The sequence below is a fragment of the Nitrosomonas limosa genome, from assembly GCF_054188085.1.
Genome location: NZ_CM135180.1, coordinates 2,898,477 through 2,919,773 on the forward strand (window position 1 = coordinate 2,898,477; position 21,297 = coordinate 2,919,773).

A 21,297-nucleotide genomic window follows, 5' to 3' on the forward strand; every position below is an offset into this window, starting at 1 on the left:
AGAACATAAGCTATGATCGAGAGTCATGCGAATGCTATTACTTTAGAAAAAGAGGTCGCCTGGTTTAAAGCGGTGCTCGCAGCACGTTGCGATATTTACTTTTGCAGAGAATCCGCCATTAAGGATATTCGCGCGATTGAGCCGCCGGATATCAGCGCCGACTCTTCCGATTACGCTCAATTGATACAAGCCTGCAACATGGGCTTTGATGAGCGTCTGGTGCTGATTCTGGCATTGTTGCCGCATATTCAACCGCATGTACTGGATACCTTTTTGCTCAATAATCAGGAAACAGCCCGTGGTTTTACCGAGTTTGGCGGATGGAAAGAAAGGAAAAGGGCACAGCGGTTTCTTACCGACGTGTGAAACCGCAGTCTTTATTCTTGCCGGAGAAGATCTGTCGCGGCGCTTTGAAGCGATGAATTTGTTTCAAACGGATCATTTTCTGTTGAAGCAGCAGATGATCAGAATAGAACATAATGCCAGTGGAGAACCGTTCTTGAGCGCCATGCTGATGGTAACTGCCGAGTGCTTGAATCGCGTAACGCTCGGTCGTCGTGATAAGCCTGACTATGGCATTCATTTTCCTGCAAAATTGATAACAACTTCCTTGACATGGGATGACCTGGTCTTGAACCCGGAAGTAATGGATGAGGTGGAAAATATCAATGCCTGGCTGCGTTTCTCGCAAGTGATCTTGCAACAATGGAAATTAGAGAGAAATATTAAACCGGGATATCGAGCGCTATTTTACGGTCCGCCGGGCACTGGAAAAACCTTGACCGCGACATTAATTGGTCTCAGCATCGGCGTTGATGTCTATCGCATTGATTTGTCGATGGTGGTATCGAAGTATATCGGCGAGACTGAAAAGAACCTTGCCAACGTATTTGATCAAGCTATCAATAAGAACTGGATTTTGTTTTTTGATGAAGCGGATGCATTGTTCGGCAAAAGGACACAGACCAGCAACTCGAACGACCGTTATGCCAATCAGGAAGTGTCGTATTTGTTGCAGCGGGTGGAAGACTATCCCGGCGTCGTGATTCTGGCAACCAACCTCAAGGCTAACATCGATGAGGCTTTTGCCCGGCGCTTCCAAGCTTCGATACACTTTGCCATGCCGGATGCCGATCAACGTCTGCGCTTATGGCAAGGGATGTTTGCGAATCCCGGGCTGTTGTCAGCCGATGTGGATTTGGTAAAACTGGCGGAACGATACGAGCTATCCGGCGGAGCTATTACCAATGCAGTGCGTTATGCTGCCATTCAAGCGGTACGCATGAACCGTAGCACGATCCTTCAGTACGACCTGATTCAGGGTGTCACCAAAGAGTTACTTAAGGAAGGTCGAACCTTGTGAGTTATGCGATGAATAAATTTCTCTCCCTTGTTTTCATGGTATGGTGTTGTTGCATAACGGCGGTGTCGGCAACGGAAGTTTACTATGATCGCCTGCTGGATCAAGATCATTTCAGCCACTTGAACAGATCCACTGTCAAGCGGATGCAGCAAAATCTCGCGGTGATCTACCGGTATGACCGCGATTGGGCAAGGGATGTCGCGCTGAGCCAGCATCCTCTTACAGATGGCACCCTTGGACCGGTCACCTTATTCTGGCTGCAACGTTTTATTTACGATTTTAAGATCGAACCCGTAGGCCGCCGCTATGTTGATGAAACGATTTTACGGTTGGAACGCATTGCATCGTTCGCCGGCATGTTTCCGGAAGAATTGAAAATCCTCATCAGTTCGGATTTCTCGGAATGGAACGATGATCAGCCGGACAAGCAAAAGAGCCAGTATTTTGGTGTGCGGCGGAGCGGCAGCGACCAAGCATTATTGGATCTGGTGTATCTATACTTGCAAGTGGTTGAGCCGCCGCCGGACCCCGGTAAACCCAGTAAGAATCAGCTCGTAACTTTTTATTACCAATTATCCGCGGAAGATTTCAAGGTATTGCAAGGCAAGAACCAGATACAAGCGCAACTGGCGAAGCTGGTCAACAAGCGTTTTGATAACGCCGAGGCGCTAAAGGAAGCAGTTACGGGGGTGCTGAATGAATATCCGGAATTGGCTGAAAAACTGGCGGTTGTGATTGAGCGTTATTTCCGTTACGCCGATCCGGTAATCAGTCAGAGTTTTCTGGAAATTCTGATGGGCGATTCGTTGTTTGCTTCGCTCAATAGTATTCTCGTCAAGTTGCTGGAAAATACCATCAGCGGCATTGCCTATCCGGATCAGCATTTGTTTGCGCAGGCGGTGAAATCCAAAGTCAGCGCAGGCGTTGGCGCTTGTCAAAATCTCGATCAGCAGAATGAATATATTTCCCGTTTAAAGCTGAGTGACGACGATTTTGATAAACTCACGGAGGATTTGTTGACCGGTCCTTATCAAGGAATACCCGATTTCTCACAGCAACTTAAGCAGATTGATTTATTGCGCATGCGACGCAAGGACGACTGTGAGGCGGAAGATCTGGCGCTGATCAATGAATTCGTAAGCGGCGTCTATGAGAATGTCATCCATCCCGCGATCCAGTTGCACTACAAGAAGAAACCCGACTATCGTGCCACTAACCCGATACGGTGGGATGGCAGCGGTTGCGGTTGTGTTCTTGATGATTTAACCGGGACGGTGTACGGTCTTTATCCATTTTGGAGAGCGGATGGTGCAGCGCAGTCGGTTAATTTCAGTGTCTTGTCCCGAGTGGCGTACTACGGATTGTCATTCGACGAGGACGGCATCATCAAGCAAACCAATAATCCGCATAATGATGTTACGGTGCTGTCGGTGAACGATGCCGGTCAGAACCTTCAAGCCGCATTTATCCGCACAGCCCGCAAACACAATAGCAAAGTCGACTGGGTTGTGCATAACGACAAGCCCTACTGGGACCGTTGGAAAGCGATGACGGTTGCTGCCAGAGTGATGGTTCTCGAAACCCTGACGGATAGTATCGTCAATCTGCTGACCGCCCAGCTTACCGACAGTGCCTCAAAATTTGCACAGAACCTGACATTGGGGGTAATCAAGCCGGCGACGCGCGGGGATGGCGTAACGCTTTACTTTAACGATTTTCCGGATGATTACGAATCGGTAGGATTGTTTAACCGGTTTTTTTCGGACTTGCAGAAACGATTGCAGGTTGAGGGCAATGATTACTTTGTCAATATTCTGGTTTCCCAATCCAGGCTGGGAAGCGGAATTTACCGGTATTCCAATTTGCTGGCATGGATCGATCAGACGAAACCTGCAACCGGGATAGCGAGTGCAGCGAATATTTCATCGCAGGAAACATTGAATACCAAGATTTTGGTGTTTATCGAAGAGCCGACAACCGATTCGAAGAAGAAATTACGGTTGGAAATTGAGAATAGCGAGTTACACGGTATGGAGCGGGGATTACTATTGAGAAATATCATTCCGGTGATCGAGTTCGATGGCAAAAATTGGAAGCAATTGGAAGATGACGTGGTGTATTTCAAGGATAATTTTGGCGGTATTGGCTTTTGGCCGTTCCTGACGAATGAAGCCGAAGTCACCGCAGAAATGCCGTTCCGCTGCGATGAAATTCAATCGGTGAGCGGTTGCCTGACTCGATTTTTTCAGGCGACGACTTGGCATGGAGAACCGGAATCGATGCTGGAAAAAGTGGTTTGCGATAACCGTTATTTATTCCGCATTGCATTCGGTTTATTGGTTAGCATTTGCTTGATTTATACCGGTCTGTATTTTTATTCATGCCGGGTCCGCAGCAAAATCAGGAACTGGTACGTGTTTTATTTGATTCTGATCGTGGTTCCAACCTTGATCGTTGCGATACTGCTGTTGACGTATGACCCGATGCTGGAGCCGGTATCGGAAGGCAACTTGCCATTAATAATGCTGCTTTTTGGCGGTGTTGCAGCCAGTATCGTCGTATATCAAAGACGGAAAAAACAAATGAGAAAGCCGACGCGCCCAAGAGGGTTGGCTTATGGCAATCAAACCGAGAATTAAACGATTGATTTGAAATGGCGAGTAACGATGAATCTCATCGAAAAAGCAACGATCTTGCACTACCACCGGCACCGTATCGGTCAGTTTCAACCAGGTACCGTTGAGGCGCTCGGTTGGCGCAGTAAGAACAGTCAACAGTTACGCTTCCAAGCATTGATGAAAGTTGGAAATCTGAATGGCGCGATGATTTTGGACATCGGTTGCGGTTATGGCGATTTAAAAGCTTTCCTTGATTTGCATTTTTCGGATTTTGACTATACCGGTATCGATCAAATGCCGGAGTTTATTGCCGAAGCCAGGAAGCGTTACGAAGGCATTGAGCGGACAACTTTTTATCAAACGGACTTCAGTACCGCGGTGTTACCGCAAGTTGATTATGTGATTGCCAGTGGCGTATTGGGCTATCGTTGTAAAGATGAAAATTTTTATACCGGCATGATCTGCAAGCTGTATAACAGCGCCGGAATCGCGCTGGCTTTTAACATGCTGGATAAAAGCCGTTTCCCACACCATGATTTGCTGGTCGGTCATGATCGCGATGAAATTCTGGCGTTTTGCCGGGTATTGTCACCGCGAGTAGAATGTTTCGATGATTATTTGGAAGATGATTTTACCGTATTGATGTATCGGGATGGGGCGGATAGTTAGGTTGTTTGCAAAGGGATTGGAAAAAAATCCAGAAACGGGGGCTAGGTGAAACGAACAATGTTGTTTAAACCGGAGCGACAAACATCCCAAGCTCAGCTTGCTGATGAAGAGCCAGTTGCGATTCACAAGCAAAATTTTGTGGATAATCGCTCAAGTACAATTGCACAACGGAAGCTGATCAAAAACATCCATTCCAGTTCGAAGATTGTAGCTCAGCGCCGGATGTCGGCAGCGTTTCATAATAATGGTCGCATAGCATCGCCAATGCAGATGATAGAACTGAAAAAAACAAGATCTGATTCGAAATTTCAGGATACTTCAGGCCGACCCGTTCAGCGGCAGGTTTGGTCAACAGGAGTGCTCGATAATCGGCAAACCGATGTAAACTGGACCACAAGCAAGATTCAAGGCGATGGTACAAATACAACTGTGGGTGTGAAAATGATCGCAAATCCATTGGGTCCCGATCATCTACAAGGTGGTCCGCCGAAATCCGGGGCCCAAAAGGGATTGATGCGTCAACTACCCACAGATCCTAAATTACCAACTGACCAGAAATATATTCGTGGCCATTTATTAAATGACAATGTGGGTGGGCCGGGTGAGGATTTTAATCTTTTCCCGATTACGGGCGAAGCAAATCACCAACATGAGCATTTTATCGAAAGCACCGTAAAAAGCTGGGTGAACGACCATAAACAATGGGTCAAGTATACAGTGGAAGCAAAGCCAGTCAAAGTTGACATGAAGGCAGAGACAGTTAATGCCACTTTTGATTGTGAAGCACAACTGCTCAATCCGGCAAAAGCTATGCAACCGATGGATACCGTGAAGGTTACGATCCCTTCGATATATAAGGGACGTCCACCCATTGATGGAAGCACGGCAAAACCATCCGGGGGACTTGCGCCGGTTGGTCCACAGGCTGCCAAACACAACCCCCTCCTGTCACTTGCCAAGAAAAATGCGCATGAATACAAACTGGATGACAGAGTGTTTCAAGTTATTCAACAATGGGCTTCCATGTATAGCGGTAAAGAAATTATCGATTATCAAAAAATAGAAACGATCGGTAAGTCGCTTGGTAATTTGTTTGAGAATGTTCTGGAGGATGCGCTGAAATTTGGCAACCTACCGCAAACTCTTGATAAAGGACAAAAAGCAAGCCTTACCAAGTTAAATAAGAAAGCTGAAGAGTTGATAAAGAATTTTTATGGCTTAATAGAGAAAGATTTTGGTCAGGCTTTTGTTGAAGTCATGAAACAAGATCCTATTTTGGAATCGAATTATTCAACATCATACGGTTACTCTACGAACGAATCCATTTTTGATTACATGCCGGAACCCAAATCTTCATTTTCCGACACATTTAACTTTTCTCCACAACCGGGAAATTTTCAGCCTATGCCGCAACAGCAGCATCAGGGTGGCGCACTGAATTTACTGAATCAGCCTGTAAACATTGCACCACAGCATTTGTCCATGCTTGCTAATAATTTTGTACAACCGTATTCGAATCAGTTTCAGCAAGATTACTGGAGTACGTTTGATCTTCTTGGCGATGGGGGCCAGAATGTGGATCTGGTAAACGATAATTATTTTGATAATGAAAGTGATATGGAAGCGGATGATCTAGGATTTTAAGGGTTAGTCAGTGTTCCCTTACCTATTGAAAATCATTCTTCTGACTTGGGGAATGCGAGAACAATCTCTCGAACCATGTTTCTATAGATCGAATTTAGTTACAAGTCAGTCCCTAAAGCATATTGGAGGGTAATATGAAACAATCATTTTTGGTTGAACCGCAGCGCCAACAAACGCGCAGTTCTGCTGCCATGGCAACTATTTCATCCGTTCATCAAGGGATGGTGGATAATCGTGACTCGTCAGCGGATCAACGGCAATTGAAAGTTGCCATGGCCAATACACCGCATGCGATTGCGCAACGGCGAATCAGTCAGCAAATGCACAGCAGCTCGCGCATGCTGGCGCAACGCAAAATGCTTTGCTGTGATGCCGTGCAGCGTGTCGAGGAAGATGAATCGCTGCAAAAGAAATCCGAGCCGATCCAGCGGGTTGAAGAGGAAGCGTTGCAGAAAACAGCAGCGACAGATACGCCCGCGCAATTGAAAGAACATTCATCCGCCCAACCGAACAACACCGGTTTGCCGGATAATCTCAAATCCGGTATTGAATCGTTGTCAGGCCTGTCGATGGATTCCGTCCGCGTCCACTACAATTCCCCTCAGCCCGCTCAGCTCAACGCATTGGCGTATGCGCAAGGCACCGATATCCATGTGGCGCCGGGGCAGGAGCAACATTTGCCGCACGAAGCCTGGCATGTGGTGCAACAAGCGCAAGGGCGGGTACAGCCGACCATGCAGATGAAAGACGGTGTGTCGGTCAACGATGATCAAGGACTTGAAAAAGAAGCGGATGTGATGGGTGCTAGAGCGATCTCAGGCGCTTTCCAGAAAAAGATGGTTGATGGTGCCCCTCACGCAAATTCTCTGACCGGTACGTCTTACCAATTAAAGCGGTATACGGTTGAGCGCAATTTGAAGTTGGACCTGGGGACTAAAATATGGGAGAAAGATAAAAAGAGTTCGCAACCGGCGAAAACCAGAGCAAGGGGACAAGCGCTTGCATTTTTGCGTGAAATGTACCCGGCAGTTGGAAATTTTGCGAAAGATGCGCTACCGGAGGACAAGGATAAAACTCGCGGGGCAGAGTTTTTAGAGGCACGAGACCGGCTTGATCAGAAGTACAAAATCTTGGACACGGATTCAGAAGATCAAACAGCGGAATCCACTCGTACAGCCATTTACCGTAATGCGCCTGAAGGGGAAAGGGCAAAGAAATCGCAGGCGCTTGGGGTAATAGGCCTAACAAAAAGGGATGATTATATTGGCGCTCACTTGGTAAAACGTGAATGGGGAGGCGATGACAATATGTGGAATGTGGTTGCCTGGCTGGAAAGCGCCGAGAAAAAATGGGCTGCGAATTTTGAACGGCCCGTCGATATGAAAGGTGTTTTTGGTGAAGATCCTGGCAGCGTGTCGATCAGCGTGCAAAAAGAAGACGAGCTTATCGCTCCCGATGATTACAAAGCGATTGCTAAAGATGAGAAATTGACCGGCACCGCATACGAAAAAATAGCGATTGAGCGTGCAAAAATTAATCGTGCGGTAGAAAGTGTCCCACTTGTGGCTGCTGGAGTTAATAATGTATCAACTACTACACTTAACGGCACTGAGACAGGTTATGCGATTGCAGAGGATGCGGGTAAGAAAAAATTCACGAGCGATGTGAGCGAGGCAATGAAAATAACCGCTGAACGCAGCGATTTCGGTGGTAAACGTCCGATTCCTTCCAGTTTTGAGGCGGCTGATGAAGTCACTAAAGTAAACGCAACAAAAGAAAGGCGCGAAGACTGGAAAAAAGAAAAAGACACCTATAACGCAGGCGGTATTGGTGCATTCGATTTTACCAATACAGTTTTCAAAGAGAGTGACTAACGGGTTCAAATTTCAAGTGTAGCGCCGGAGTCAAGGGATACCTGATAGAGGGCGAGGCATCCGACTCGTTTCCCGTGTTAATTTATTTGTGGTAGTTCAGTACCGATCAAACAGTTACCCGATGTAATGAGGCGGCGGTCAATTCAAATTCAACATTCGAAATGGTATTTTCTTCATTGGATCCATCCATCGGGGTACACCGAGTGTTATACAATCGAAAACGGTGTCAATCGTTTCAGTCAGTTGAGTCACGGGTTGTGCGCGGGAAGTTCAAATTGCAGAGTCTGAAAATCATTCAGAAAAATAGAAATCTGTAGGATGCTTTTTGCAATTCATCGCGCATCAAATTTAGAAATCGCAAATTTTGTATGAATATCCACCGGCGCCCCGCGCAAAACTCCGATTACGATTGGCTGTTACGCCTGCATCACTCCGTGTACCGGCATTTGATCGTCAAAGAATTCGGTTACTGGGACGAAGACGAGGAGCTTGAGTTATTCACCGAAGCGTGGCAGACACAAAAAATTCAGATTCTGCTGCGTAACAACCAACGTGTCGGTATGTTGATGATTCTCGAAGAAACCGAGCGGTTGTGGCTGGATGAAATACAAATCGATCCGCAGTTCCAGAATCAAGGAATTGGCACTACTGTGATCGGAGAATTGATTGCCACTTCGCGGCATCGCCAGTTGCCGGTTCACCTGCGGGTGCTGCGCGCCAACCGTGGCGCCCAGCGGCTGTACCGCCGGCTGGGTTTCCGCCGGATCGAAGAAGCAAAACACCATATTGTGATGGAATTGACATGGACAGTGCCCGGTATTGCCGCGGAATGAATGCATTTCCATATACTTGGTTCGGGTTTTTGCAATTCGACGGAATTCTGTGAAACGGCATCAGTCATATTGAAAGGTTATATTTAAAATTTGCGGTGAGGTTGCTATGCAATCGGTTCAATGGAAAGGTTTGTCAGTGGTTCTCCTGCTCGGCTTTAGCGGCAGCGTGGCATGGGCGCATGGGCATCATCATAGTCATTCCGGCATCGGTCTGGGTTATTACGGCCCGGGTTTTTACGGCAGTTATGGCTATGGCGGCTATGGATTTGGCGGCTATGGATTTGGCCGCTATGGGTTCGGCGGTTATGGTTACGGCTATCCCTCTTACTACTATCCGCCTTGGTATGCGTATCCGCCAGCAGTGGTCGTACCCACAACGCCGCCGGTATACATTGAGCGGCAAGAAGCGCAACCGGCTCAATCGACCCAGCCAGACCAACCGCAATCCAATTTCTGGTATTACTGCCGCAACCCCGATGGTTACTATCCTTATGTCAAAAGCTGTCCGGGCGGCTGGTTGCCGGTGCCGCCGCGGCCAGCTGGTCAATAACGCCAAGAGGAAATCATGATAAGCCGATTGTTCTTTCTGTTGATCATGCTGGTAATTCTGACCGCTTGTGTCAGTACGCCAAACGCGCCGAGTGTGATCACCCTGCCGGGCAAGGGGGTCAGCTTCGAGCAGTTTCGCGCGGACGACTACGATTGCCGGATGCTCGCATTCCAGCATCTGGAAGGCAAAACATCGCAGTCTGCGTCGGCGGCTACCGCAATGCACAGGAGTCAGCGGCAATTCGATATCTACTACATTCAATGCATGTATGCCAGAGGCCACCGCGTACCGATGCTGGGAAGATTGACCGGTGATCCAGCGGATATTGAAACAAGCAATCCCAAGGTAACCGCGCCACCGGCGGGCTTTAGGCCACCAGCGCCGCCCGCAGGTAACCCGCCACCTCCGCCATCACGTTAGCAGCCGTTGAATTGGTTATTTTTTAAAGGAGCAACGATATGATTGAGCAAAAAAATATCCAGGAGCCCGAGAAAGTATCGTGCGAAGTGTGTTTCAAGGAAATTCCTGTATCAGAAGCGACCAGCGTCAAAGCGACCGATTACATTATGTATTACTGCGGCCTGGAGTGTTACGACCGCTGGAAAAAGCAGCAAGATGGGACTCCGGTTTGTGAGAAAAAAAGCTAAGGAAACGTTGATTAATTGACTATACGAGCGAGTCACTGCGCTGTGCGGTACTCGCTTCCTCGCTTGTCTTGTTGATATATCTCGTTCGCCAGATTAATCAACGTTTCCCTAAATCGTGGATTTCAGTTCTACGGTTTTTCCCAAGTTTTCATATTGAGCGGCAGTGCTGCCCGCTTATCGTTTAGTATCGATTGAACCATTCCAGATAAATCCTGGCGTAAGATCCCGATAATCGCCCGGATTCCATCGAATTCCATCACCAACAGTGACGCAAAATCGGGTGCATATTTCCACGCACGGTACATATCCGCCGTCTGTGCATGCAACCTGTTCTCACCTCCAAGTTATCAGTAAAATAAGAATATTCTGACTGAAAATGAAGGTCATTCCGATAGCTTTTATAACTTCGGTTGCGCTAAATTTCTATTTTATAAATTTACTTATTAATATATGAATAACATTGATAGTGATGATGGATTATCGAATTAATAGCTTTAAAGTTTTAATGAGAATGTGGTTGCTGTCGCCAATGCCATGCTTGAAAACTTCAAATGCAGCGGTCTGCAGATCGGTTTTTTTCATTTTTTGTTTGACACTGATTTATTGCAGGCTTTTGGCATATCCGCATTCGATGAAATATCGGCGAACCGTCGGATAGGGGAAATTGGGATCTGAATATCTGCTGCACTTTTTACAAAATTAAACAAGGTAAGCAAAAATGACTAAACTATATCGACCAGAATTTGTATATTTGACGCAAGGTTATTACGGTGAAATACGTTGGCACATTGAAGAACCGACGAGAGATCAAATGACAAAGGAATGGGTTAGCGATTACATGATCACAGTTTCTGAGGGTATTCCAAATCCTGACTGGGAAGAAGTGATAATTGACATTAGATCATTTGAGTGTGCTGCGGATGGATATTCGTTCGAGCATGGTGTTTTGAAACGTACTGATGCCGATGGCAGCAATGTTGCGTTTAAGGACGGCCGCAAAGTTATTCGCATCGATCAACCCATTGTCGATAGCACTCGCCATCTTGAAGCTGCAGCCTATCAAAACGCATTTCCGAGAAAAGAAAATCAGTACAGCAAAGACTTGTCAACCGATGAATTCAATATTTAGTAATCACTTCGTTTTTTGGAAAAATGTAGGTCCTGAGTAAAATTGTAGTTGTATTATCTGACCAACATAGTTGGGAAAATTGGCCATTTCCAGTTCTGCTGGTGAAATATATCCAACCAGCTGTTGTAATAGATAATTTTGAATTGGCTTCTATCAGGTATTCTGTGTAATATAAGTCGACAAGCGCAATCTTTATTTGTAGTAATCGCGACCTGATCTGACAGCCCCCCCGATTTGACGATGTGCCTGTTAGATCAAATTCAGTTATTCAATGCGGTGATTTTATCGTTCCATACCTCCTTTGCGTCAATTAAAGTTTGCATTGGCGTGCGTCCGCAGCACATCTTTCCTTGGTGAGTACGCGAACTGTTGTAATACGCCATCCATTCATCCAGATCGTGTTGTAACTCCTCGATCGAGTGGTAGATCTTGCGCCGGAATGCCACTTGGTAGAATTCCTGCAAGATGGTTTTGTGGAAACGCTCGCAAATACCGTTGGTCTGAGGATGATTGGCTTTCGTTTTGGTATGCTCAATCTCGCTCAGTGCCAGATAGAGCTGGTAATCGTGACTCTCCGGTCTGCCGCAATATTCGGTGCCACGGTCGGTCAGGATGCGGATGACGCCCATACCTTGCTCAGCGAAGAACGGCAGTACCCGGTCATTGAGCAAATCAGCCGCTGTGATTGGTGTCTTGGTGGTATACAACTTGGCGGCCGCCCATTTGGAATAGGTGTCGACGAAGGTTTGCTGGTATATCCGCCCCACACCCTTGAGGGTGCCGACATAAAACGTGTCCTGGCTACCGAGATAGCCAGGATGAGCGGTCTCGATCTCACCATGGGCCACATCATCGTCCTGTTTTTTCTCTAGCGCCTGCACCTGCGCCTCAGTCAGCACCGTTCCGGTCTCGGCGACATGCTTTTCCAAAGCCGACAAACGCTTTTTGAACGACTCCAGATTCTGGCGCAGCCACACCGAACGAACACCAGACGGAGAAACAAAGATTCCGCGTTTGCGCAGTTCATTGGAAACTCGGACTTGACCAAAAGCCGGTTGCTCCAGGGCGAAAGCAGTGACCGCCACCTCCGTCGCTTCTTCTACACGGTTCTTGATGTTGGGCTTGCGTCGATTCGCATCGATCAGCGCTTCAACGCCCCCTGCTTCTACCGCTGCTTGATAGCGATAGAAAGTATCGCGGGAAAAACCCATCACCTTACAGGCGCGGGATACATTGCCAAGTTCGGCTGCCAAATTAAGCAGACCAATCTTGTGTTTGATGACTTTCTGTTGAACACTACTCATGGGATTACTCCTTTTCGCTTTCGCGTTTGGTTGATAAAGTTTCGCACCTCTATCAAACCGGGTAATCCCACCTCTTGGCAAGACCCTGCTGTCAGATCAAGTCTGAATTACTACACTTTATTTCAGTTGATAATCGAGCTTCGTCTGTGCGAAATTAGCTTATGCATTACGTAATATCTTTTTGATCGGCCTAAATTTCCGACGATTCCTTGACACCAACCCATACTTCCATTTCATCCCTCTTTCGTTTTACCTAAATACGAAACTATTTAGCTGTTTGGCCGAGTTTCGACGCGATCGGTTTGCTTCTTCGTATTGATGATCTATCAAATCATTTTATTTCTAGAAAGCTGGTAGATTCATGGGCTTCTATCCACCAAGACGGTGCATTGGTTGCTTAAGATACCGGAAAGTGCTGGATCCTTGATTATGCAAGCGACCTATTTCCACTTTCATATCATTGAAATAATAAGAATATTCTGACAGGAAATGAAGGCCATTCCGATAGCTTTTATAACTTCGGTTGCGCTAAGGTTCGTCCCTATCATTTTGCTTTTATATATATAAATAACCATGAAAGGGACAATGAATTACCGAATCAATAGCCTTGTGGCTCTAGCGGGTATGGTTGCCGCCGCGATCATTACAGCTGATCATGCTGTCGCCAATGCCATGCCTGAGATATTCAAGCGCAGCGGTGTGGAAATTGGCGGCTGGATCAACGGCGGGGCAACTTATAATGCCAACAATCCGTCGGATGGTTTTAATGGTACGGTGACATTTGCCGATCGCGCCAACCGCTTTCAATTAAATCAGCTTAACCTTTTTATCGAGCGCAGTGTCGAATCGGACTCCAAACATTGGAGCGTCGGCGGGCGCTTCGATTTTATGTTTGGGACCGATGCCATTTACACCCAGGCCTTTGGCATATCTGCATTCGATGAAAATACCGGTGAACCGTCGGATAGGGGGAATTGGGATTTGAATATCTGCTGCAAATCGACGCGTACGTATGGTATCGCGCTGCCGCAAGCTTATCTTGAAACGCATGTGCCGGTTGGGAATGGCTTGAATATCAAAGCGGGTCATTTTTATACCCCGCTGGGCTATGAAAGCGTGCCCGCTCCCGACAATTTCTTCTATACCCGCGCCTATATCCTGAACAGCGGTGAGCCCTTTACGCATACGGGTTTTCTGGGTACCTACGCGATAAACCGCAACTGGACCGTTCGCGGTGCGGCGACTACCGGCAGCGCTACCGGCGGTTGGGATGGTGGTTTCGACAAGCAGCTTGATAATTGGGGTGGACTAGCGCATCTGCTTTGGGATAGTGACGATAAGAAAACCAGCATGTCCCTGGGCGGCACCTATGGCCAAACTGCGGTGGGCGAGCCCTGGATGATGTACAGTGTGGTGTTGCAACGTTGGCTCACGCCCAAGCTGCATGCTGTCTTGCAGCATACGAACGGCTGGGCGGCCAATATCAATTTGCCTGAAGGCATCGGCAATGCTGCTTGGTATAGCATCAATTCCCACCTGACTTATGAACTGCGGCAAAACCTGTCGATCGGTATTCGCGCCGAACGTTTTCATGACCGCAACGGCTGGCGGGTATTTTCCCCTTACCGCATCTTGTCCGCATTAAACAATAAGGGTGTCAGCTACGCCGGTAATGTACCCTTCATCAGCGCGCCCGCGGATTATTACGCCGTTACCGTGGGTATGAACTGGAAGCCGGCGATGCGTTGGAACAAAGGCTGGCGGCCAGTGCGCAATTTGCTTATCCGCAAAAATATCCGCTACGACCGGGCGGACGGCATCGATATGGCGTTCCGCCCGTTCGACGGCAAGAAGGATCAGTTTTTATTCTCGCTGGATGCGGTGATTCCCTTTTGAAATCAATTCAGAAACTATTAGTGTTTCCTTAAAACTTAAACGTTGCCATGGTATAACCATAGTTGGTGTCGGCCATGCCAGGAGTGTTAGCGACTTTCTCGAAGTAATCGCCTTTAAAGATATGGCTGTAGCCGATGTCAAAGCTGACGCGTTTCAGGAAGCTGAATTGCGGATCCCAGCCGATACTGATGTCGAGCATATTGCCGAGGAAGGTGCCGGCGCGGCCGGTCGGGTCTTGCAAACCGCTGCCAACGTAGGCGCCGTGTTTATCGGCGAGCCAGTAAGCGCGGTGCGACATCATCAAGCGGACAGTCGGAGTTGGAACCAGCGTTGCGCGGAAGCCGACCGGGGATATCAAGTTGGACGGAAAAAAAGGCCCGAACATACCGGTTGGGCCATACTCGACGCGGCGCTTGGCGTATAGAATGTCGAAGTTTTTGTCGGGGTCGCGGTCTCCCGATGAATAATCGAATAGATAAACGGCTCTGAGCGGCATTGGGGTATTGAAACTATACCCAACTTCACCATGATGACGATGGGCGAACAAACTCTTATCGCGGGTATCGCCAAACTGGTACATCGATTCGATTTCATAATCCATACTGCCTTTCGCAGGTTTGGCGAACAGCCGGAAACCGGTGGTCGATAAATTGCGTTGCCTGAGATTGTCCCCTTCGTTTAACTGCAGGAAATAACCATCGACATTGGCCCAGCGTAGATCGCGGTTGGTCACGTAGACCCCGGAAAAGTAAGTCTCGGGTGTGTTCCAGTTCAACGATGTGGTAACCCGGTTGACTGGCCGGGCGCCAAACACGCGCAGGCTCCATTTTTCATCGGTATTGCCCATCATGAAGTGCAAACCGTCAAATGCGGGCGAGAGCGTTCCCCAGCGGTGTCCCCCGACCAGGCGAGCCTCACCCAGATCCATCATGAAGCGGCCGACTTCGAATTTCGCGGCATACCCTGTTCCGAGAAAGTTTTTGCCGTGCAGACCGAGATGCATTTGGGTAAAGTCAAAATGATCGGCGATATTCGGGTTATGTTCTTGCCCGAAATTGGCCAGCGGGGCGCGGATATCGGTCAATTCGAGCGTGAATTTCAGTGGATCGATGATATTTTTGATTTCCATCAGAAAGCGGGTGCGCTGATGGATCTGATCGTTGAATCCCGGGATGCTTCGGGTGAAACCGTTATCGTAAACATCGTACCGGGTACGATGCTCGACCGCAATGTTCAGCCAGTCGGGCGCCATGGCGGCCAATGGTGTTTTATGCTCTTCCATCAGCTTGGTCAGATTGTCAAAGTCGAAGCGGGTGCGCCCGGGGGTTTCCTGGGCGCTGAAAGACGTGCCGTTGGTTCCGTTGGCTGGTGTATTGGTTCTTACGATCGAAGGCGTTTGTTCAGTTTTCTGGGCTTTTTCTTTGGATAACTCAGCGGCTAACAGGTGCCTGCCCCATAACACGCAGCCGCAGCAGAAAAATACCAGCCAACAAGTGTATTGAATTCGTCTCCAGGTCATTTTTATTCCCTCATCAAGTAGTTGCCGGTTAAAGAAAATCCGGGTGAATCGATCAAGTTTTTATTAATATACCGGGCGATAGTTGCTGGAAAAATCCGTGCGAGCACTTAAGCGCAATCCCTTATAAGTCTTGTGGTAATGTGAATTATTAAAGATAATCATATGGTTGAAAATATGCGATGCTATTTCCTATAGCAATTGCAATACGGGCGGCAGGACCTGGCTACAAAAAAAACGTTGGGAATGGCGGGTGTGTTTGTAATCCTGGCTGTATTCAGCCAGGATTTGGAAGTGAAGGGGTTTAAGAATGCAGGAACGGTGCTGACGCTCAATACGAAACCGCCGGCCCCATGACCCATTGGCAATCGGTGACCAGGCACATGCCCCCGAAGCTTCGCAAATTCGGCTGCAATATGCTGATGATCTTTGCTGCCTGACTGTCTTCGCAGGCCAGTACCATGATGGCGTTGGGCAGTTCCAGCGCGTAATCGTCCGGATTGCGCTCACCGGTCGATCCGAATCCTCCGGCTTTTTTGATGACCGTGTAGCCGCGCACATTGGCATCGCGCAGCAGCTTCAGCAGAGCATCCAGAGAGTTTTCGTCAATGACGATCTCGATTCGCTTCATGGGTTTCAGTATTTCCTTTTCTAACATGATGATGTGTCTCCATATGAATTAATAATGTGGTAACCGGGATGCGAAAGCGTTGATAACTTGCGGCGGCGCCGGAACACATCGCCGCCGCAAGTGCGCTCCTGATGCTGAAGGAGGAAAACATCAGGAGCAGGCCGGAGTGGTGTGCGGCCATGGCTGGCTGATACGCCGCTTACCAGGGGTAGTAAGTAGCATGCAGATATTGCGCAGCGGCGTAATACATGGGAATACCGACGACGACATTGAACGGGAAGGTGCAGCCGAGCGACAGCGTCAGATAGAACGACGGATTGGCTTCCGGAATCGCCAGGCGCATCGCCGGGGGAACGGCGATATACGAGCAACTGGCTGCCAGCACCGTGACCAGCGTGATACCGCCAACCGAGTAGCCGAGCAGAAAGTGTCCGACAAACAGCCCGCAGACAGCGCCGATGAGCGGCATCACAATACCGAAGCCGACCAGGAAAACACCGACTGACTTGAATTCCGACAATCGTTTTCCGGCTTCCATCCCCATGTCGCATAAGAATATGCACAATGCGCCCATGAAGATCAGCTCAAAGAACGGTTCGATCTTGTGGTAGCTGGCATCGGAAACAGCCGCGCCGATTGCCATCGAACCGAACAGCAGCAGAATACTGCCGTTGGTAAAGGCTTCGATGATCAAGTGCTTGTACATTCCTTTGTCGGCTTTGGCAGCGCCACCCATGACTTTCCGGGAATAACCGGCAAGCACCAGCCCAATCATGATCGCCGGCGATTCCATGATCGCCAGCATGATCACCGGGTAGGCTTCGTACGTTACACCGATACCGGCGAGGAATGCGACTGCGGTCATGTAGGTACCGGCGCTGACTGAGCCGTAATGGGCGGAAATCGCCGCGGCGTTGAGCGGATCGATTTTGCCGACCAGACGCAAGATCAGGTAAGCAACGATCGGCAAGCCGATGCCGAATGCGAGCGCCGCCCAGACCGCCGGAATAGCGGATGCCATATCGGATCCGGCAAGCGCCTTACCGCCATGAAGTCCGATACCGATGAGTAAGTAAATGACGATCATCTTGTGCATATCGGGCGGGAATTTCAGATCGGACTTGATCAGACAGGCAAACATTCCCAATGCAAAAAACAGAATCGCCGGTACGAGAAGACTGGACAGAGACATAATGGAACCCCTCTATACGTGACAAGTTAAACAACTAAAGTTAAGCGTGCTTGATCTTGCGGTACGGCTGGTTTCGAAGCCATGTCCACCGGATCGCTCAGCAGCGGTTGGTGCGGCAATATCATTAAAGCCGTCATCAGCAGCCCGCATACAAAAATTTTTTTGATCATCGTGTTTCTCCAAACAGTTAAAAATCAGATTTTCCTGGGTAAAAACAGCACGCTGACAGATGCGCCGATCGCAGAAATTTTCTGCGCATCCCGGTCAAAGCAACCGGTGCCATTTCCTACCGGGCAAATCCTACAAGAGAACCCCGTAGGGAAATATCCGTGCGGACACGTAAGTGCAAACCCTTACGTATCAACAAATTGATAGTAAATTGCCGATTTCTGTCGTAAGCTGATTGGCGTTTCAATTCCGAATCGACGGGTGGAGAAACATTTGAATAGTGCAGTGAGAGGATTAACTTTCTTGACAGTGTTCGAAGCCGCAGCGGATGCCATGATTCTGGCGGACGACGCAGGCCGCATCGCGGTCGTCAATCCCGCAGCGCAGCGGCTGCTCGGTTATACCGGCGGCGAACTGCAAGGCGTGACGGTGGAAATGCTGATCGCGCCGCGCTACCGGAAGCAATACCGTTATTACCAGGATCTCTTTTTAAAACGCCCGGCGAAGCGCGCCATGAGCGCCGGTAATGAATTGATCGTGCTGCATCGCGACGGCAAGGAAATGTTGCTCGATATCAGCCTCAGTCCGATCCGGAAGAAACAGCAATTGCTGGTGCTGATTATTTTCAATGCCGCGCGGCGGCGGCTGGATACCGAAGAAGCCTTGCACATCAGCGAAGAGCGCTTGCGTCTGGCGAAGCAAGCGGCGGGATTGGGTATTTTTGACTACGACTTCAAACGCAATATCGTTTTCTGGGATACGCAAATGCGTAAGCTGTGGGGGAAAGATTCCGAGGAATCCGTCAGTTATGAGGAATTTGTGGCGGCGATTCATCCGGAAGACCGCGAAGCGCGGCAACTGGCGATCGAAAAAGCGATGGATCCCGCCAGCAGCGGCGAATTCAAGGCGCAATACCGCATTATTAATCCGCTGAACGGCATGGAGCGCTGGATCGCGGCGCATGGGCGCGTCTATTTCGAATCCGGGCATCCGCATCGCCTCATCGGGGTGACGCGCGATGTCACCGAGCAAAAGAAAATCCAGAAGAAATTGCAACTGCATCGCGACGAAACCGAAAACATTCTCAAGCAGCAAGTCGCGGCGCGCACCGCATCGGCAATTGCGCACGAGCTGAATCAGCCATTGGCCGCGATTTCCGCCTACAGTGAAGTGGTGTTGCATGCGCTTGGCAGCGGCAGTACCAGCTATAGCCATCTGAAACGAGCGCTGGAGGGGTGCGTGGAACAGGCGCAACGCGCCGGGCGCAGTCTGCACGAATTGCTGGCTTTTCTGCAGAAAGGGGAACTGGTGACCGAGCGTTCCAGTTTGAATGAAATCGTGTATGAAGCATTAAACGTCGTCTACAACGATGGCTACGGCAGATTCCACCCGGTGCTGCTGTTGCAGGAAAATCTGCCGGAAGTGCGCTGTAACCGTACGCAAATCCAGAAAGTGCTGGTCAATCTTTTCAGAAACGCGATCGAAGCGATGCGCAACCTGGATTCGCCCGATCTGACGATCATCACGCGGCTGGAAACGGCCGGTGAAGAGGAAGTTGCCGAAGTGATCGTGCAGGATAACGGACCGGGATTCGATCAGAATCTGGTCAAGCGGATCTTTGAACCGTTTTTTACCACCAAGCCGACGGGTATCGGCATGGGGTTGGCGATCAGCCGCGCCTTGATCGAAGCCAACGGCGGCCAGCTTTGGATCGATGCCGGCGCCCGGACGGGCGCGAAATTTCATTTTACTTTGCCTTTTGAACCATGATGACGCAGGAACCGGTTGTTTATATAGTGGATGACGATGCGGCGGTGCGGGATTCGCTCACGCTGATGATCGAACAGGCGGGTATGGCCGTGCAATCGTTCGAGAACGCAAGGATGTTTCTGAATGCCTGTCATCCGGATTTTTTCGGTTGCATCATCATCGACGTGAAAATGCCCGGCATGGACGGTCTGCAACTGCAGGAAGAATTGGCTTGGCGCAAGATCCGGTTACCGGTCATTTTTCTGACCGGACACGGCGACATTCCGATGAGCGTGCGGGCGATCAAAGGCGGCGCGATCGATTTTCTCACCAAGCCGGTGATCCGCGAGAAGCTGCTGATCTGCATCCGTACGGCTTTTGCCGAGGCCAAAAAGCATATCAGCGACGTCACCGGTCATCAGGAAATCCGCTCGTCTCTGATCAAGCTGACGCGGCGCGAGCGCGAAGTCATGCTGCTGGCGGTGCAAGGTCTTGCCAACAAGGAAATCGCATCCTGTCTGGGAATCAGTCACCGCACCGTGGAAATTCACAAATCGAAGATCATGCAAAAGACTGGCGCGACCAATTTGATTGATCTCGCACGCATTGCGCGCGAAAACGATCTGCATGATTGATCGCATCAACGGCTTCGGGAAACTGCATCAGTTGATTCGCGCCGGGAAGCTGTAGTGTCTTGAATTAGGAGCCGTCGCTGGGATCATTGCGGCGGCATGACGTAATCCGCCGTCAGCATTTCCAGCAGATGCCGGTTCGGGTCGCGGAAATACACGCCGCGCCCGCCGTGGTTGTGATTGATCGCCATATCATCGGCGCTGCCGGGGCCGCTGCCGTAAGGAATTTTTTCTGCCAGCAAGCGCGCAAAAATCTCGTCGAATTCCCGCTCCGAGACTTTGAATGCATAGTGGTGCGGCTCAAATTGCGTCTCGTTGTCGAAATCCAGGCACAGCGTGTCGTTGACGCGCACCACGATAAAGTGGGAAAACGCGCCGACGTACTCAAAACCGAACACCCGGCTATAAAATTTCGCCGATTCGACTTTATCGAAACTCGGCACGATGGTGTGATTCAAGGTGATGGGCATGGCTGTTCTCCTTTCCTTTCTGTGGTGAAACCGGTAATCTAATATTCCGGTCACAGTCTGATGATGCATGGTGTAAAGGTTTTAGCGGTCATGTCATGGTCTTTGCTGCCACTTTTGCGGGTGGCGGCTGCCATGCATGACGGCGATGACGATGATCGTTTCTTGCGCGATGCGAAAAAATACCGTGCGCTTCACAACCGCTTTCTGATACCGGCAATCACTTCACTGGCTTCCCGGCCCTGTGCTTGATCCGCTTCGTAAGCATCCAGGCGCCGGTCCAGTTCGTTTTTTTGTTCGGGCGTAAACGGCAGCATGGCATGATCTTCGGCAATGCTATCCCAAAGATCTTCCACCAGCAGAATTCTTTCGCGGATAGACAGTGAATTAAGTGGAATCGGCATGGATAAAACAC

22 protein-coding genes are annotated in these 21,297 nt (G+C 49.2%); 14 read left to right on the plus strand and 8 right to left on the minus strand.

Going from position 1 to position 21,297, the window contains the following annotated elements; translation table 11 throughout:
• Positions 1–12 precede the first annotated feature (12 nt).
• From ACV7NC_RS13510 to ACV7NC_RS13555, 10 genes are all read left to right on the plus strand, one after another.
• On the plus strand, positions 13–366 hold the full coding sequence (locus tag ACV7NC_RS13510; RefSeq protein ID WP_458153116.1) for a hypothetical protein: 354 nt from the start codon (positions 13–15) through the stop codon (positions 364–366).
• Positions 299–1,363, plus strand: a complete 1,065-nt coding sequence (locus ACV7NC_RS13515) for an ATP-binding protein (protein WP_458153117.1) — start codon at positions 299–301, stop codon at positions 1,361–1,363. The genes ACV7NC_RS13510 and ACV7NC_RS13515 overlap by 68 nt, the downstream gene beginning before the upstream one ends.
• Before the next feature lie 8 nt (positions 1,364–1,371).
• A complete protein-coding gene (locus ACV7NC_RS13520; protein WP_458153118.1) occupies positions 1,372–4,002 on the plus strand; it encodes a hypothetical protein in 2,631 nt (876 codons plus the stop codon).
• A 27-nt stretch (positions 4,003–4,029) separates the two neighbouring features.
• Positions 4,030–4,650, plus strand: coding sequence for a class I SAM-dependent methyltransferase (locus ACV7NC_RS13525; RefSeq protein ID WP_458153119.1), 621 nt, complete (start codon positions 4,030–4,032; stop codon positions 4,648–4,650).
• A 57-nt stretch (positions 4,651–4,707) separates the two neighbouring features.
• Positions 4,708–6,294, plus strand: a complete 1,587-nt coding sequence (locus tag ACV7NC_RS13530) for a hypothetical protein (RefSeq protein WP_458153120.1) — start codon at positions 4,708–4,710, stop codon at positions 6,292–6,294.
• A gap of 134 nt (positions 6,295–6,428) precedes the next feature.
• A complete protein-coding gene (locus tag ACV7NC_RS13535; RefSeq protein ID WP_458153121.1) occupies positions 6,429–8,168 on the plus strand; it encodes an eCIS core domain-containing protein in 1,740 nt (579 codons plus the stop codon).
• A 368-nt stretch (positions 8,169–8,536) separates the two neighbouring features.
• Complete coding sequence (locus ACV7NC_RS13540; protein WP_458153122.1) at positions 8,537–9,001, plus strand: GNAT family N-acetyltransferase; 465 nt, start codon at positions 8,537–8,539, stop codon at positions 8,999–9,001.
• A gap of 106 nt (positions 9,002–9,107) precedes the next feature.
• Positions 9,108–9,551 carry a hypothetical protein gene (locus tag ACV7NC_RS13545; RefSeq protein ID WP_458153123.1) on the plus strand — a complete coding sequence of 148 codons (444 nt, stop codon included), beginning with the start codon at positions 9,108–9,110 and terminating at the stop codon, positions 9,549–9,551.
• A gap of 15 nt (positions 9,552–9,566) precedes the next feature.
• Complete coding sequence (locus tag ACV7NC_RS13550; RefSeq protein ID WP_458153124.1) at positions 9,567–9,971, plus strand: hypothetical protein; 405 nt, start codon at positions 9,567–9,569, stop codon at positions 9,969–9,971.
• A gap of 38 nt (positions 9,972–10,009) precedes the next feature.
• Positions 10,010–10,198, plus strand: a complete 189-nt coding sequence (locus tag ACV7NC_RS13555) for a DUF3330 domain-containing protein (protein WP_458153125.1) — start codon at positions 10,010–10,012, stop codon at positions 10,196–10,198.
• 128 nt (positions 10,199–10,326) lie between these two features.
• Here ACV7NC_RS13555 and ACV7NC_RS13560 read toward each other — a convergent pair whose 3' ends face one another.
• Positions 10,327–10,524 carry a hypothetical protein gene (locus tag ACV7NC_RS13560; protein WP_458153126.1) on the minus strand — a complete coding sequence of 66 codons (198 nt, stop codon included), beginning with the start codon at positions 10,522–10,524 and terminating at the stop codon, positions 10,327–10,329.
• A gap of 392 nt (positions 10,525–10,916) precedes the next feature.
• On the opposite strand from ACV7NC_RS13560, the gene ACV7NC_RS13565 reads away from it, so the two are divergent.
• Positions 10,917–11,327, plus strand: a complete 411-nt coding sequence (locus tag ACV7NC_RS13565) for a hypothetical protein (RefSeq protein WP_458153127.1) — start codon at positions 10,917–10,919, stop codon at positions 11,325–11,327.
• 260 nt (positions 11,328–11,587) lie between these two features.
• Here the strand turns inward: ACV7NC_RS13565 and ACV7NC_RS13570 are convergent, their stop codons facing one another.
• Complete coding sequence (locus ACV7NC_RS13570) at positions 11,588–12,631, minus strand: IS481 family transposase (protein ID WP_458152119.1); 1,044 nt, start codon at positions 12,629–12,631, stop codon at positions 11,588–11,590.
• 585 nt (positions 12,632–13,216) lie between these two features.
• On the opposite strand from ACV7NC_RS13570, the gene ACV7NC_RS13575 reads away from it, so the two are divergent.
• Complete coding sequence (locus tag ACV7NC_RS13575; RefSeq protein WP_458153128.1) at positions 13,217–14,527, plus strand: porin; 1,311 nt, start codon at positions 13,217–13,219, stop codon at positions 14,525–14,527.
• A gap of 28 nt (positions 14,528–14,555) precedes the next feature.
• On the opposite strand, the gene ACV7NC_RS13580 is transcribed toward ACV7NC_RS13575, so the two are convergent.
• From ACV7NC_RS13580 to ACV7NC_RS13595, 4 genes are all read right to left on the minus strand, one after another.
• Positions 14,556–16,046 (minus strand): alginate export family protein, encoded by a 1,491-nt coding sequence (locus tag ACV7NC_RS13580; protein WP_458153129.1) that lies wholly within the window; start codon positions 16,044–16,046, stop codon positions 14,556–14,558.
• Between the two features lie 328 nt (positions 16,047–16,374).
• Entirely contained in the window at positions 16,375–16,701 is a 327-nt protein-coding gene (locus tag ACV7NC_RS13585; protein ID WP_458153130.1) for a P-II family nitrogen regulator, read from the minus strand.
• A 172-nt stretch (positions 16,702–16,873) separates the two neighbouring features.
• Complete coding sequence (locus tag ACV7NC_RS13590) at positions 16,874–17,866, minus strand: sodium-dependent bicarbonate transport family permease (protein WP_458153131.1); 993 nt, start codon at positions 17,864–17,866, stop codon at positions 16,874–16,876.
• Between the two features lie 26 nt (positions 17,867–17,892).
• Complete coding sequence (locus tag ACV7NC_RS13595) at positions 17,893–18,036, minus strand: hypothetical protein (protein ID WP_458153133.1); 144 nt, start codon at positions 18,034–18,036, stop codon at positions 17,893–17,895.
• A 307-nt stretch (positions 18,037–18,343) separates the two neighbouring features.
• Here ACV7NC_RS13595 and ACV7NC_RS13600 point away from each other — a divergent pair, with 307 nt between their 5' ends.
• Positions 18,344–19,804: a PAS domain-containing sensor histidine kinase gene (locus tag ACV7NC_RS13600; protein ID WP_458154949.1), complete on the plus strand. Its 1,461-nt coding sequence runs from the start codon at positions 18,344–18,346 to the stop codon at positions 19,802–19,804.
• Positions 19,801–20,418, plus strand: coding sequence for a response regulator transcription factor (locus ACV7NC_RS13605; protein WP_458153134.1), 618 nt, complete (start codon positions 19,801–19,803; stop codon positions 20,416–20,418). Before ACV7NC_RS13600 ends, ACV7NC_RS13605 begins: the two co-directional genes overlap by 4 nt.
• Before the next feature lie 83 nt (positions 20,419–20,501).
• Here ACV7NC_RS13605 and ACV7NC_RS13610 read toward each other — a convergent pair whose 3' ends face one another.
• Both ACV7NC_RS13610 and ACV7NC_RS13615 read right to left on the minus strand, forming a co-directional pair.
• On the minus strand, positions 20,502–20,885 hold the full coding sequence (locus tag ACV7NC_RS13610) for a VOC family protein (RefSeq protein ID WP_458153135.1): 384 nt from the start codon (positions 20,883–20,885) through the stop codon (positions 20,502–20,504).
• A gap of 191 nt (positions 20,886–21,076) precedes the next feature.
• Positions 21,077–21,286 (minus strand): addiction module protein, encoded by a 210-nt coding sequence (locus ACV7NC_RS13615; RefSeq protein WP_458153136.1) that lies wholly within the window; start codon positions 21,284–21,286, stop codon positions 21,077–21,079.
• Positions 21,287–21,297 lie beyond the last annotated feature (11 nt).